Genomic DNA, 13,260 nt, shown 5'->3' with positions numbered 1-13,260 from the left:
CCTTTAAAAAATATAAGATTAGCTAAGTTTTTTGAGTCTTGGTTAATTGTGTTAAGCGATGAGTTTTAAGGCTATTACGCCGCCTTGACTTCCAAATTTAACAGATAAATAGCAAGTGTCTGATTTTTAATAACTATTGCCGAATTTCCGAATTACAGTTAAATAAAAATGCAATGGCCGAACGCTCTACGGTTGTATCAGGATTAGCCATGAGCTGAAAAAATTCAGAACAGGTTGCCCGGTAGTATGGCCCATTTAGCCGATCCGGAGTGGCGTTGATTGGGTTAACCATCTTGGAAATTGTTGGTGATTATAGCTTATAAAGCGCCAGGCGTAGGGTGCGCATCGCGCACCTGGGTCGGGGCCTCGTCGGTTCGGAACCGTGGAAAGGTGCGCGATGCGCACCCTACGGCGCTATCGAAATTTAGATTTCAGCATGAGGGAATGGAGGGGCCGGGCTTAAAATCTCTCCATGAACGCTTCGTCCAGGACCAAAGCAATTCAAAACGTTCCGGTCGGATTGAATAACCGACCCGTGCTAGTACTCATCTTTAAACCTAAAAAGAGCAGTTGAGAGCTTCAAACTACCTTTCGCCCTGAGCCCTTCGGCTACGCTCAGGAGAGCCCTGTCGAAGGGTGAACGGTAGTTTGAGGCTTCATCAGGCCGGTGAAAGTGCAGTAGACCCTTCATGCTTCGACTTGGCTCAGCACGAACGGTCTTCTGCACATGCCAACTGCTCTTTCAGGTTAAAACGCTTAATCTTCGACCTTTTTCTTCCTCGTTTTTTTCGGCTTACAAGGATTAACGATAGCTGCATCGACTGTTGTAGCTGATTCAACGCGGGTAGGCATCAGACCAATTTTAGAAATCCCTACTAAGGCGCTCGGTAACGTAGCCTCAGGCGTAGGGCCAAACATACCGGTCCCAATCTGAAATTCCATCAATAAATCGTATTTTCCTTCGTGAATTCCATAATGTTTAACTAATAATTCGGTTAAGTCGCGGAGCGACAATACGGGAGCTACAGCCTTTGGTGATTGAATAATTTCGTTAGTGTCTTGCATAAGGAGCATCGGCAGGGTTGATAGGCATGTTAAACCACTGGGGTTCCGAAGATGGAATCGAGTTGATCACTGGGTTTTGTTGGCCAGCTATCGATATATTGAAGGGGTTGGTCACATCATGGCTTGCATACAGATAAGCCTCTAATGCGCGTTTAACAATTTCATTCAAAGATACGTCGTCATTGTACGATCTTAGAATGGCCTCTTTATGCAATTCCGGCGTAACCCTGACATTGAATTGGCCCTTCAAAGGCTTTTTAGCTTCGATCCCAAGCTCTGCACAGGTTTCAATATAGTCGTCCACCGCCGCTTCAAACTCTTGCCTCAACTGTTTTGGTGCCTCGGCTTCGTAGGTAATTAGATCATCAATAAACAACAACTTTCCGTAACAAATTTCTTCTTCGGCATCTATTTCGCAAGTTCCTTCGTAATCTTTGTACTTTAGTGTTTTCATTTCTTATCTATCAGCCCCTTTGATGTTAGGTGGTCAATGACTTGTCCAATGTAGATCTTTTTAACAATGTTGCCTGGATGTGGCTTGTGAAGATTGATCACCGCTTCTAATTCTTTGTTAAAAAACTTTCGTCTTGACCCATCGTTTTTTAGTTCTTTATAGCCAAATCCTTCTAGAACCTTTTTTAACTCATCCCATGTGATGTCGGAAGGAGTTGGTTGTGTGGTCAATCTTTCTAGCGCTTTCTGCTGCTTCGACATAACTTTAGACTAGAAAGTTCTTTTTGTAACTAAAAAACGGTTACACATTATCATTTGTAATGTTCTTATCGTCAATTTCACATTCAAAACTTAAAGATCATCACTAGTGTATGATGGCAAGAGTCTTTTATACCTCTTCGCCCAGGTTGAAGTACGGTCAGCGGCTTTTTGCAGAAATCCATGTCCTAAGGCATTGGTTTGCGTGAGCTCAAGGCAGCGGCATACTGACGCCCCGCAACGGATAAAGCTTTATTCAATGGTTTATGCGCCAAGTGAACCGACTTTACCGCACTCTCCTTGATATATACCTTTCGCACTTCAAATTTCGGCAGTGCCGGAGGAGGCCTCGGGGTGTTCGGTAAAGGCTTTGCCAGCATGGAGCTGGCATAGAGCCTACATGGACGTATTTACCCAGCACCTAAATAAGCCATGATTTTGAATCATTGCCAAAGACCTATGGAATTTAGGTGCTGGGTTTACGGCGTCCTTTGACGGGCACCCCGAGGCCGAATTTTCATCTACGATGAGTATAATTATGCTCCAGCCCTTTCTTATTTGCTATTAAAGCGCGTAGCCCGTATGCAGCGTAGCGGAATACGGGAATGGCGTGGCTCCGAGCTCTAAATAAAGACTATCAATTGATACCATCATTTAGCGCTTGGAATAACCTGTACATTGCCTATCAAAAAAGCTTTGTCATAAATAATGATCGGAACAGACTCTAGCTCGTCTTGAGCCATTAACATTCGATCAAACGGGTCTCGATGCGCAATCGCCAAGCTTCCTGCTTTTAGTGCATGACGCGACGTAATAGCCAATTCCGCAAAGCCCATTTTCCGAAGAAAACCCTGATAATCAGACAATAACGGCTTGGCTTCGGGTAGTTTGCCTATCCGGTATTTCGTTGCAATTTCCCAGGCCGATGCGCTGCTTAGAATTTGGTCATAAATAACTTCCCTATTTTAGTGGGTTCGGTAACTCGATTGGCAGGTGTCGGCGGCAGGGAAAGCCGCCGTCAAGCCTACAAGGAAGTATTCACGGCGTCCTGCCAGGCGAGTTACCGAACCCTCAACAAAGCTCATAACTCCAGAAAGTTATTTTTAGCGAAATCCTTACCAAAATTCTATGCGCGGGGTCGCTGATAATATCGCGGCTCACGGCACAAAGCTTGGGGTCGTTAAATACCCACCACAGCAAAACATGGGTATCGATAAAATAGCTCATTCCCATGCGTCCAATTCGGCATCAGGCAGCGGCTCAAAAAAGGCATCGCCTAGTTTTCCGGGCAATAATCCCGGTTGGCGCCTTTGCGGGGGCTCTTTCTTCAAACCCAACCTGAAGTAATGAATCAAATCATAAATCTCCGCTAACTTGTCTTCAGGAATATCCTGCAATTCCTTCATGATTTGTTCTTGTAGCATGGCTGTATCTCCGAACTAAGTGATAAATAAAACGCTCATGCGGCTTGCGGCTCTTGTGTCAGATTTGATGACAATTCACCTAATGGCTCAGGCAAATCCAACTGCTCGACATCGATCATGCCGGTCATCAGACGCGGCAGCAGGATGTCTCGGGCTTCTTTTAGGAGTTGGTTTTGAGATCGATATATTGAAATGGATTCATAAAGAGGTGATGAAAATTCATCATATTTTATTAGTAGATCTTTTGTTGGGACTACTATCTTAACGATTTCTGCCAAATCAGTTCTGGATAACTCTTGTTGATTCGTTGCCCCTTTGCCAAGATTTGCGATAAAAGAATCAATATGTTCTAAAGCCCTTCCTAAATACAATGCTGATATAGTAAAGCTAGCCCTAACAATAGTGACATGAGTGTCTACAGTAGAAGGGCTTGGTGATTCGAATACTTGAGCAACTCTACCTAATGTTCCTGTTCCTGTAGAGTTAATTAGAATATCAAATTTTTTTATTAATTTTTCATCAGGTATTTTTCTTTCTTTTGAAGTGAATCTTGCTTCGTCAAAATTAACAAAATGCTCCCTAATACATTTTTGATTTATTACATACGACCCATCGCTTTCAACGTAATCAGGAGATATTCCTCTATTTATGTATGATGCCAAATTACCAAGTTTTCCCCGAGACCATCCTACCGGCAATTCAGTTTCCGAATCCATCGGCGTGGTTTCGTGGCCGGGGAATTTCATGCGTACAAACCATTCTTCATAGGTGATTTGCGCCATTTCTTCCAGTAGCTTGATGCGTTTTAAGTTGTTTTCAATCAGGTCGTCATAGGCGGACAGAATGGCAGCGATTTTTTGTTGTATTGTTAGCGGAGGATAGCGAATTTTAACGTTTCTTAAATCACTACCTCTGATTCCTTTTACGGTTACACCGGAACTTAAAGCAGTAATTGATGGCTTACCAACCGGAGAAGAAAAATAGTAATAATAAAAAAGAGGGTACGCTTTTTCTAAATTTAGTCGGACTCGAATGATTGAAGATTCGAAGGTCAACTCCCCTGTTAGTCCTTTAATAAGAGATATTTTTCCAGATCCTTCCTCTACAATTGATCTTCTAGCAAATAACAAATCACCATTTTTTAAAAGAAACCTTTCTTTTTCATCGTTGGAAAGCTCTATTTTTCTCATTTTTTGATTGCCAATGAATTCATATCCAAAGAGCTCTTTCATATTGACAATCTGCATTCCACTGCCTTGGAATTCAGCGGCTTTATAAACCCCATTTCTGACAGGTTCAGCAAAAACTTCCCCAAAGTTAACAAAACTCCAATTGTTACTCACAATCCTAACCTCAGAATCTGCTCCATCATTGCATTTGTGTTTTCATTGAGGGCGAATAACTCAGCATTAATTTCTGTCATACGCTTTTGATAATCAAAATCCTCGTCCACTTCGATGCTATACCCTACATACCGCCCCGGCGTCAGGCTGTAGTCGTTTTCCGCCACTTCGGCCAAATCGACGATCTTGCATAAGCCTTCGATATCGGCGTAACGGTCGTCGGGAAAGTATTGGGTCAAATGATGCCAGTCTTTCAAGGCTTGCTTGTAATCGTGCAACGGTTCGCCGACCTGGCTTTTGCAATACCGGTTTTGATAGGCGTTGATCGCGGCGTTCAATTCGCGCAGCAGTTTGCCTTGCTCATCCAATCGTTTTTTGCCGGTGCTGTCTTTTTTATCCAGCGCTTTTTTGTCCGTATCCAGTTGGGTTTTGTAGCTTTCCAGCAAAGCCGCCAGCCGTGGCACAGGATTTTCAAAGGTTTGCAATAGGGCATGGCAAGCGGCGTAATCGGCATCCTTAGCCAGGATGACGCATTGCGCCAATTCAAGTTGTGCGGCCTTAAAGTTCAACGCAGTGTTGTTAAACATAATGCCGGCACACTGTTGCCGTAACTCGTTGACGGCCTCTATCAAATCAGCGGCTTGTTCAATCGCCTGGGCTTGCAATTGCATGACTGCGTTACTTATTGCATCTGAATCGCCGCGATAGGCGTTCATGATCGCGGCAAAGGTCAGCAATTGCCCGGGCGAATAATCGTTGATCGTAGTCGTGACTTTGCGGAAGGTGTTGCGCGCATCGATCATCAGGATTTTGTCGCGGTTTTTTTCGCGTTTGCCGCGATCCAGAAACCAGACATGACAAGGCAGCGAGCGGGTGTAAAAGAAATTATTGCCCACCGAAACGATGCAATCCACCGCGCCGGTTGTTATCAGTTTTTGGCGGATGGCTTTTTCGGTGTTGCCGGCGTCGGTGGCCGAACTGGCCATGACGAAACCGGCGCGGCCCGTGGCGTTTAGATAGTGGTAAAAATACTGTATCCACAGATAGTTGCCGTTGTCGGCCTTTGGGATGCCGACCTCTTTAAACAGGCGAGGGTCGGTCTTGACGTAGTCCTTGTCTTTGTCGACCTTGTTGACGTTGAACGGCGGATTGGCCATCACGAAGTCGCATTGGCCGATCAGGTCGTGCGGGTCGGAGTAAAAGCTGTTGCTTTCGATGACCTTGCCTTCGATGCCGTGGATCGCCAAGTTCATTTTCGCCAATTTGGCATTGTTGGACTTTAACTCGGTGCCGTAGCATTTGATGGTTTCATTGACGCTTTTGCCGCCGTGCTCTTCGATAAAGTGGCCGGTTTGCACGAACATGCCGCCGGAACCGCAGGCCGGATCGTGAATGATGCCGTGGTCGGGTTGAATCAGGTTGACGATCAATTGCACCAACGACGGCGGGGTAAAGAATTCGCCGCCTTCCTGCGCGCCGGCCCCGCTCATCGAGAACTTCATCAAAAAATATTCGTAAATACGGCCGAATACGTCCCCGCTAAGGTTTTTGACCGAATCCTTGTTAAATACCCGAATGAGTTCGCGCAGTAAATCGGGGTCCAGCTCCTGATAATTTTTCGGCAAAATGCCGGCCAGATCGGGGTATTCCTCCTCGATCAGCCGCATCGCGGTATTCAAGGCTTCGCAAATGCCGACGCCTTCGGGCAGATTGGCGAGATAGTCGTATTGCGATTGCTCGGGAACCAGCATGGCTCCCGCCGCCAAGAAGTGTTCTTTAGTCGGTTTTAGTTTGCCGCGCGGCGTTTCAGGCATGGCGACTTCAATGGCAACCTTGGCTTGCTCGTAGCGGTTTTGCGCATAGCGCAGCAAGATCAGCCCTAGCACAGGGTCTTTGTATTCCGCCGCTGTCAGTTTGGAATTGGCCCGCAGATTATCGGCACTGGCCCAGAGTTCGGTTTCGAGTTGTTTAATTTGTTGCTGATTCATCGAGTTGTCGGCGAGCTTCCGTTATTTTTTGGCGTCGGGAATGCGGCATGAGCCGCTGGACCCTCGGTCGGGGCCTATTTAATACGAATTATCCTATCATGGACGTTTCGATTTGTTTAATCCCAGCCGGCATCCCGGCAATTCCCAGTTTAGGGATCACAGGTACGAGGGCGCACAAAAAAGCAAAAGATAGTGATAATAGAGAACAACGGGCTCCTTTTAACGTTGCCATTTTCAATAAGTTATTTAAATGCCAACTTAACTCAGTGACCTTAGGGTAAGGGGAGATTTTTTATAATAAATCCCCCCAACCCCTAATGCCACTAAGTTAAGGTGGCATTTAAATTGCATTTATAAAATAACAATAAACTTAATACAATAGCGTTGCTATTTGGTAAGATTGAGTTGGCATCAATATTCCTTAAAAACAGGAGAAGTGTCTGCGCAACTTATCCCACCCCCCAAGAACAACTCGAACGCTTTAAAAAGCAATTTTTACAACTCGACGCTCAAGGTATTGAGGATTTATTACCGACCGAGCCACTCCAGCGGCTTTTGAAAGACGCTGAAGAGGCTGTTCCGCACACGCTCCGGCAGCGGATTTGGACGCCGCTCGTGACTTTGCTGGCGCTCATTAAGCAGGCTTTGAAGCATGGCAGTTGCAGCGATGCCGTCAAATCAGTGCAAACCGAACAAATTAACTGCGGGCAAACGCGCTGTTCGGGCAATACCTCCGCGTATTGCCAAGCCCGGCAAAAACTCCCGGAAAGTTTACCACGAGAGCTCATCCGCTATACCGGGGAACGACTAGAAGCGGCGAGTCGAACGCACTGGTCCTGGCGAGGCCATCCCGTTAAGCTGGTCGACGGTAGCACGCTGACCCTGGCAGATACCTGCGCCAACCAAGAGACTTACCCGCAAGAATCCAATCAACAGGCCGGCTTGGGCTTCCCGATTCTGCGTCTTGAAATCGTGGCCTCGCTCAATCACGGCGGTTTATTGGGCGCGGAAGTTGCACCCTACTGCGGCAAAGGAACGGGTGAGACGGCTTTACTCAGACGCCTGATGGCAACGACAGTACAGCCCCATGATATCTGTCTAATGGACCAGTATTACGATAATTTCTGGACGATAGCTCAGTTCCGTGAACGCGATGCCGAGCTATTATGCCCGATGCGTAGCCATCGCAAAATCGATTGGTCGCAAGGCGTATGCTTGCGCGGTGACTCTACTGACCGTCTATTTGAGCTCAAGAAGCCTAAGCGCCCGGAATGGATGACGCCTGAAACGTATGAGGCCCTGGCGGATCACATCACGGTGCGGTTTTTTCGGATCTTTGGGCAAACCTACATGACCACATTAGTGGATGCCAAGCACTATCGGAAAAACGCACTACGGAAATTGTATCGGCACCGCTGGCAAATTGAAATCGATCTCCTTTTTATCAAAAAGGTCATGCAGATGGAGCCGTTACGCTGTAAGACACCTGCCATGGCACGAAAAGAGCTCACCGTATGTCTGCTGGCTTACAATCTGATTCGCTTGCTCATGCTGCAAGCTGGCATACGCCATCATGTTTGGCCGTGCCGAATTAGTTTTACAGAAGCCTTGGGAAGCTACAAAGAATTCGCTTCGAGTCTCGCGCAAACGACTGGTGAAACCCTGTTGAATTGGATTAACAACGTCTTGGAGATCGTGGCATCCAAAACGATCGGCGAACGTGAAGCGAGAATTGAGCCGAGAGCTGTGAAACGACGACCGACAAACCCGTTTCCTTATTTATCCGCGCCGCGCGCTCAGGTTAAAGAACAGCTATTAGCAAAACGCAAGGGAGATCAAATTATGAGATGCGCTAATGTTTAGGCAATTTTAATGCCTAATTAACTTAGTGGCATTACCCCCAACCCCTATTTTTTAAAGGGAGAGGCCAACAATTACGCCTGAATTGCTGTTTTTTGTCAAAGGGGTCTGATATATACCTCTGATCTGATAGGCTGTATAAGAAGTAAACTATTTATTTAAAAAATTCTTTTAAACGAACAGTAATCAATTCTTCTCTATGCTTAATAAATGCGGGAAAGTTTTCGAGCCTGTATAGCGAAAGATTTGTCGGCAGTAAGTGCCGAGTAAAAAAGCTATCCTCTCTTGTCTGAATCCATACATTAAAGTCCATTTGTGATTTTTCGATAAATTCGTCTCGCGAAAGCAATACCAAATTTGGCATACGGTCAGAAGAAGCTATATAAGTTTCTATTAAATTTCCTGATACACCAGCGCTCACAAGTTTTTCTTCTTCAAAAAAACTTAGAGGGAAAAGATGGTCTTTTTGAAAACGAACATTTAGCCAATCGTACTGATCATAAAGTAAAGACAGTGCAACAAATCCCAATTTTTTACTGTAATTGAGGCCTAGAAACTTTTCTATGGCAAGTGGATCGTATTCCGCGGAACGACCACGCAAAGTCATTTGAGCAACTAATTGGTTGCCTGGAAAATAATACGATGAACTTATTTCCTCACGAATGACACGGCGTGCTATTCCAATAGTCACACCAGCCTGTCCACCAAAAATTCCATTGAGCAGAGCATTTCCTAACCAGTGTCTGATTGATTCTAAATTTCTTGAATCATTCTTCATATCATCTAAACGACCAAGTTCAATAAGTTTATGAAAATAATAGACAATGACCATAACAGCATTTAAGCTCGTTAAGTTATGTTTTGCTATTCCAAACAAATTAACTGTTCTGAATGATACTTCTAGCGCTTCTTTTATGCTGGGCCAATTTGCCTCAATGATTGCAAGGTTGTCTTTAGTAAAATTTTGGATTTTAAACAAGAAATCAAGCTCTGAAAGCAATAATCCAGATCGCAAAACAAAATCACGATCAACATTATTTTCACTTTCCAATTCATTGTTCAAGTAAAGCACGAGATGATTGATTTCATCCCTTGCGTTGAGTTCAGACCATTTCAACGTAACCATTGACATTAGTAAATCTGACTTGCTTAACTTTGTGCCGCCATCATTGGCTCGAATGAAGATATCGAGAACTTTATCATAAGATTGGCTTTTTTCTGTGTAGTAGGAAATTGCTTGTTCATTCCATATTACGTGATAAAGCCTATCTAAATTGGCCCTGAATATTTTTTTTTGCTCTCTAGAAAGTGAGCCAGCTTCTTCAAGCAAGTTATCATGAAGATCGTCATATATGTCACGATCATGGCAGGTTAGAATGTCAGCGACCTTAAACCAATACTTGTTAGTTGCCGTATTACGAGGTGGGAGAGTTTCGTCATAAAACTTAAACCCATAACTTATGTCCTCAAAATAATCTTCTTCCTCGGCGTCCGGCTTGGAGTTTTTCAATAAATCTAGAAATAATGCTTGTTGAACCCATGCGTTAGGGTTATTTTTTCTCTGATTTTTTATTCTAACTGTATAAGTCCCTTTTAAACCAATCATCAATGATGTTAGGCGTTGTTGTCCGTCAAGAACTAGGGTTATATCATCATCTTCGGATGCGTCTGTCTTTTCATCGTGTATTTCCCCGAATTTAAAGTTTTTAACAAATTTATAAGTTTCCCAGCTTTGACGGTTCTCCGATTTGAGATCCCAAAATAGAAAAGAGCTGATTGGATAACCTTGCATCAACGAGTCGAATAAGCGAACAATCTGTTCTGTTTCCCAAACAAATGGCCTTTGTATAGCGGGTAGAAAATAAGATTTATTAAGCTTACCGAGTGTGTCGGCTATTGTTGTTGATTTGTAAGACACTTTTTATCCTTTTTATATTAATAATTAAATTCGGTTACCCTTTGATAAATTGCACCGCTCACAAAGTAACTGAAGATTTCTGATCGTATTACTTCCGCCTCGTGAAAATGGAATGATATGGTCAAAACACAGCTTTTCTTTGGTACCACATTCAACACAACGGCCTCCGTCTCTCTGCCACACCTCTCTTTGAACCGCTCTAGGAATAGCCTCTCTCCTGTTTTTTATCTCTTTGGGCGTTGGGAGTGCTGATCCGTCGACTGGCATAGCGATTTGATCAGATAGTTCTTCCTCATTGATGTCCGACAATGGAAGTGAATCACGAAAAGCTTTAATAAAGTCTATCGTTTCTCTCAACTGTGTCTCTGTGCGAACAAACAATTTGATTACAGGCAACCCTCGGCTCAGTCCAGGCGATGCGTATGTATTACTATGTCGACCAGCTTCCCCTGGATATTCTAGGGCAATTTCTGGTACGGCTTGGCCTTCTGTTGGATAAGGTAACCAGATATAGACACCTTGCTCACTGTTTGGACCGTCAATCTGCATGACGGATCCAAGATCGTGTCTGATATCCCATGCTAATACTTTGGCGGTGGTACGCGATGGAGTGCCAAACTCCGCAGAAAAAACATCAATTGCTCTGTTAATGAGTTTGTTCTGTACTTTCTCTTGCATATTTTGCCCCGTGTTTATTGCCTATGCGTTTTAGTCCGCGGGCTACCAGTTAAATAACCCGTAGTCACAACTATCTGCTCATCCGCCTGGTGGCTTTTGATCATGTAAACGTCTTTCAATTTATCGAACTCTTTCAGCAACCTTTCCAATTGGTTTCGGGCTTTCTGAAAATTTTTCTCCTTGAAATAAATCAACTCTGTTCCGCCATGCTGGTGTTCGACCGCACCATGCTCAATCAATAAGTCCAGCACAAGCTTGGGAATACAGCGTTGTTGAATTCTAGTTTCTGCGTGCTTGGTTAAAATCATGATGGCTTACCTTTGATTCAGTTGAACAATTGTTTGGCTTGGTACTCGGCGACTGCCGAAGCCAAAATCCGGCTGCCTTCGATTACAAAAGTATTAAGATTCTCAGATTTATAAAATTTGCCCAGCTCCAACAATGTATTGGGCGTCAAAATGCTTAACCTCTCGGAGACGTCTAAATTTTCCAAATTGTTGTATGCCTGGGTATGTGACTTATTCCAACCCAGTTGTTTTGCTAAGTCGGCAATCTCCAGCTTCGCCAACGTCCTCAGGACATAACAATGATGCCTAAACTGGCCTAACGTTTCGTATGTGTTGTATGGTGGTTCTTCTTCATATAGAAATGGTCCGGTAAATCCCCTTTTGGTTAATAGCCATCGGTAGGCTTCATCGGCATCTACAACCGTTTTGTCCTCTTGGCGACCGGCAACTATCAAGCGATCAGGCCCTTTTGAGCTAACGGCATTTCTAACGGTTTTAATTCCTACCCCGGCTAGCAAGGCAATCTCGTCTAATGTTAAATCAAGGCGTTCTAGGAGATTCCATCTTGCGCGTGCAGCTTCGGTAATCGTAAATAATGTTTCTAAAATAGGATCATCTTTACCACCTAGCATCGTAACCCCATCATCCTTAAACGATAATCTAGGTCGTGAACCAAATACATTTTGAAATGTACCTAACTCTAATAATGCATCAGATATCCAAGCTTCTAAATTATTATTACCATTGATGCTATCAACTCCATCCCACACACCTGTCTGTGCAAAATTAAAAATTTCTTGAATTCGTATTACAAAAACTGAATTTTCTAAATCGCTTTTTTCAATATAAGATTCGAGTGCTTCCGTCGAGCCGTCATAGTTAATATCCCCACCCTCATAGCTTTCTTCATCGATTTTCAACAATCTGGCGCCGGCTTTTTCATCAAAGAAACAATCAGTCCACATGGCGATAATTCCAAGAAATTCCATCGCGGCTTTTTTGGCGTCTTCTTTTGTGAGTTTTGAAAGTGTTATCATACTGCCCACTTAGTTGGTTTGGGAGTCATTTATTCCCGACGATTAAGAGTATACATGTCCTTTGTGAATTATTCAAGGAATTTAGGAGGCATTTTTTCCTTTTTTAAAAAGGGGCATTAGATGGAGCCGGAGAAAAGGGGTCAGAAAAGGGGTCCAGAAAAGGGGTCAGGTTACATTCTTGTGCTATTATTTAGTTAGTCCTTTAAACACACCAAAGCCATGCCTCGTCTCCCGCGCCTCGACTTGCCGAATGTCCCGCAGCACATTGTGCAACGCCATCATAAAAGGGGACGCATAAAAGGGGTCAGGTTACTTTTTGGGGTCATAGGAGGCCTGGACGTTCGGGGGATCGGCAATATCGTGGTCGATTTGTTTAAAGGTTTGCATAATCGATTGACTTTATAAAACAGCCTGACCAGCATTAACGCCGGAAAACACGCTGCGGCCCATGCTGCAGTATTATCATGCCGCTTCTCGCACCCGCATCTCGATATGTAAACCGGCTGATGCGGCCATATTGACTAGGGCATCTAGACCAAACAAATTAATCTTGCCGCGCATAAGATCAGAGATACGCGGTTGGGTAACGCCGAACAATTTTGCGGCCTGCGCTTGATTTAATCCGGCGCGGGTAATGTGATCTATTAAAATCTTCATTAGAGTCGAACGAAGTTTCATGTTTTCGGCTTCCTCAGGCGTGTCTTCGATAGCATCCCACACACTGGAAAATTGCTCGTTATTCATTAGGTTAACTCCTTTAGTAAATCACGATAGCGTTTGGCGGCTAAATTAATATCTGCCTGATTGGTTTTCTGGGCCTTTTTCTGAAAACAGTGCACCATATAGACAGCGTTGGCAAATTTGGCGACATAGAGCACGCGAAAGAGAAAAGGGGTCAGGTTACATTATTGTGCTATTATTTCGTTAGTCCTTTAAACATACCAAAGCC

The 13,260-nt window shown here is 44.2% G+C and carries 14 protein-coding genes; 1 reads left to right on the top strand and 13 read right to left on the bottom strand.

The window, feature by feature from the left end; genetic code table 11:
- Positions 1 to 756 precede the first annotated feature (756 nt).
- The 7 genes from EQU24_RS21870 to EQU24_RS21840 form a co-directional block, all read right to left on the bottom strand.
- Positions 757 to 1,065 (bottom strand): hypothetical protein, encoded by a 309-nt coding sequence (locus EQU24_RS21870; RefSeq protein WP_017841528.1) that lies wholly within the window; start codon positions 1,063 to 1,065, stop codon positions 757 to 759.
- Positions 1,052 to 1,519, bottom strand: a complete 468-nt coding sequence (locus EQU24_RS21865; RefSeq protein WP_017841529.1) for a type II toxin-antitoxin system HicB family antitoxin — start codon at positions 1,517 to 1,519, stop codon at positions 1,052 to 1,054. Before EQU24_RS21865 ends, EQU24_RS21870 begins: the two co-directional genes overlap by 14 nt.
- Positions 1,516 to 1,779, bottom strand: coding sequence for a type II toxin-antitoxin system HicA family toxin (locus tag EQU24_RS21860; protein ID WP_017841530.1), 264 nt, complete (start codon positions 1,777 to 1,779; stop codon positions 1,516 to 1,518). Before EQU24_RS21860 ends, EQU24_RS21865 begins: the two co-directional genes overlap by 4 nt.
- Before the next feature lie 647 nt (positions 1,780 to 2,426).
- Positions 2,427 to 2,642: a type II toxin-antitoxin system VapC family toxin gene (locus EQU24_RS21855; protein ID WP_175421716.1), complete on the bottom strand. Its 216-nt coding sequence runs from the start codon at positions 2,640 to 2,642 to the stop codon at positions 2,427 to 2,429.
- A gap of 357 nt (positions 2,643 to 2,999) precedes the next feature.
- Positions 3,000 to 3,200, bottom strand: a complete 201-nt coding sequence (locus EQU24_RS21850; protein WP_017841532.1) for a hypothetical protein — start codon at positions 3,198 to 3,200, stop codon at positions 3,000 to 3,002.
- 35 nt (positions 3,201 to 3,235) lie between these two features.
- Positions 3,236 to 4,543, bottom strand: coding sequence for a restriction endonuclease subunit S (locus EQU24_RS21845; RefSeq protein WP_017841533.1), 1,308 nt, complete (start codon positions 4,541 to 4,543; stop codon positions 3,236 to 3,238).
- Positions 4,540 to 6,531, bottom strand: a complete 1,992-nt coding sequence (locus EQU24_RS21840) for an N-6 DNA methylase (RefSeq protein WP_017841534.1) — start codon at positions 6,529 to 6,531, stop codon at positions 4,540 to 4,542. Before EQU24_RS21840 ends, EQU24_RS21845 begins: the two co-directional genes overlap by 4 nt.
- Positions 6,532 to 6,936: 405 nt before the next feature.
- Here EQU24_RS21840 and EQU24_RS21835 point away from each other — a divergent pair, with 405 nt between their 5' ends.
- Positions 6,937 to 8,394: an IS4 family transposase gene (locus tag EQU24_RS21835; RefSeq protein ID WP_017841535.1), complete on the top strand. Its 1,458-nt coding sequence runs from the start codon at positions 6,937 to 6,939 to the stop codon at positions 8,392 to 8,394.
- A gap of 151 nt (positions 8,395 to 8,545) precedes the next feature.
- On the opposite strand, the gene EQU24_RS21830 is transcribed toward EQU24_RS21835, so the two are convergent.
- From EQU24_RS21830 to EQU24_RS23175, 6 genes are all read right to left on the bottom strand, one after another.
- Positions 8,546 to 10,309 (bottom strand): DUF262 domain-containing protein, encoded by a 1,764-nt coding sequence (locus EQU24_RS21830; RefSeq protein WP_017841536.1) that lies wholly within the window; start codon positions 10,307 to 10,309, stop codon positions 8,546 to 8,548.
- Positions 10,310 to 10,333: 24 nt separating this feature from the next.
- Complete coding sequence (locus tag EQU24_RS21825; RefSeq protein ID WP_017841537.1) at positions 10,334 to 10,987, bottom strand: HNH endonuclease; 654 nt, start codon at positions 10,985 to 10,987, stop codon at positions 10,334 to 10,336.
- Positions 10,988 to 11,001: 14 nt separating this feature from the next.
- Positions 11,002 to 11,295: a hypothetical protein gene (locus tag EQU24_RS21820; protein WP_017841538.1), complete on the bottom strand. Its 294-nt coding sequence runs from the start codon at positions 11,293 to 11,295 to the stop codon at positions 11,002 to 11,004.
- Between the two features lie 17 nt (positions 11,296 to 11,312).
- Positions 11,313 to 12,311 (bottom strand): hypothetical protein, encoded by a 999-nt coding sequence (locus EQU24_RS21815; RefSeq protein ID WP_017841539.1) that lies wholly within the window; start codon positions 12,309 to 12,311, stop codon positions 11,313 to 11,315.
- 462 nt (positions 12,312 to 12,773) lie between these two features.
- Entirely contained in the window at positions 12,774 to 13,055 is a 282-nt protein-coding gene (locus EQU24_RS21810; RefSeq protein ID WP_017841540.1) for a helix-turn-helix domain-containing protein, read from the bottom strand.
- Complete coding sequence (locus EQU24_RS23175; protein ID WP_268869770.1) at positions 13,055 to 13,189, bottom strand: type II toxin-antitoxin system RelE/ParE family toxin; 135 nt, start codon at positions 13,187 to 13,189, stop codon at positions 13,055 to 13,057. Before EQU24_RS23175 ends, EQU24_RS21810 begins: the two co-directional genes overlap by 1 nt.
- Positions 13,190 to 13,260: the final 71 nt, after the last annotated feature.

Origin of the sequence: Methylotuvimicrobium buryatense, assembly GCF_005931095.1 — a bacterium.
In the GTDB taxonomy this organism is placed as follows: domain Bacteria; phylum Pseudomonadota; class Gammaproteobacteria; order Methylococcales; family Methylomonadaceae; genus Methylotuvimicrobium; species Methylotuvimicrobium buryatense.
Note: the sequence above shows the minus strand (reverse complement) of the source record. Positions and strands in the feature narration are given on the sequence as shown.

What these genes read in the sequence shown, in the direction of transcription:
- EQU24_RS21870 (WP_017841528.1), bottom strand. Translation starts at nt 1,065, where the DNA reads ATGCAAGACACTAACGAAATTATTCAATCACCAAAGGCTGTAGCTCCC.
- EQU24_RS21865 (WP_017841529.1), bottom strand. Translation starts at nt 1,519, where the DNA reads ATGAAAACACTAAAGTACAAAGATTACGAAGGAACTTGCGAAATAGAT.
- EQU24_RS21860 (WP_017841530.1), bottom strand. Translation starts at nt 1,779, where the DNA reads ATGTCGAAGCAGCAGAAAGCGCTAGAAAGATTGACCACACAACCAACT.
- EQU24_RS21850 (WP_017841532.1), bottom strand. Translation starts at nt 3,200, where the DNA reads ATGCTACAAGAACAAATCATGAAGGAATTGCAGGATATTCCTGAAGAC.
- EQU24_RS21840 (WP_017841534.1), bottom strand. Translation starts at nt 6,531, where the DNA reads ATGAATCAGCAACAAATTAAACAACTCGAAACCGAACTCTGGGCCAGT.
- EQU24_RS21825 (WP_017841537.1), bottom strand. Translation starts at nt 10,987, where the DNA reads ATGCAAGAGAAAGTACAGAACAAACTCATTAACAGAGCAATTGATGTT.
- EQU24_RS21820 (WP_017841538.1), bottom strand. Translation starts at nt 11,295, where the DNA reads ATGATTTTAACCAAGCACGCAGAAACTAGAATTCAACAACGCTGTATT.
- EQU24_RS21815 (WP_017841539.1), bottom strand. Translation starts at nt 12,311, where the DNA reads ATGATAACACTTTCAAAACTCACAAAAGAAGACGCCAAAAAAGCCGCG.
- EQU24_RS21810 (WP_017841540.1), bottom strand. Translation starts at nt 13,055, where the DNA reads ATGAATAACGAGCAATTTTCCAGTGTGTGGGATGCTATCGAAGACACG.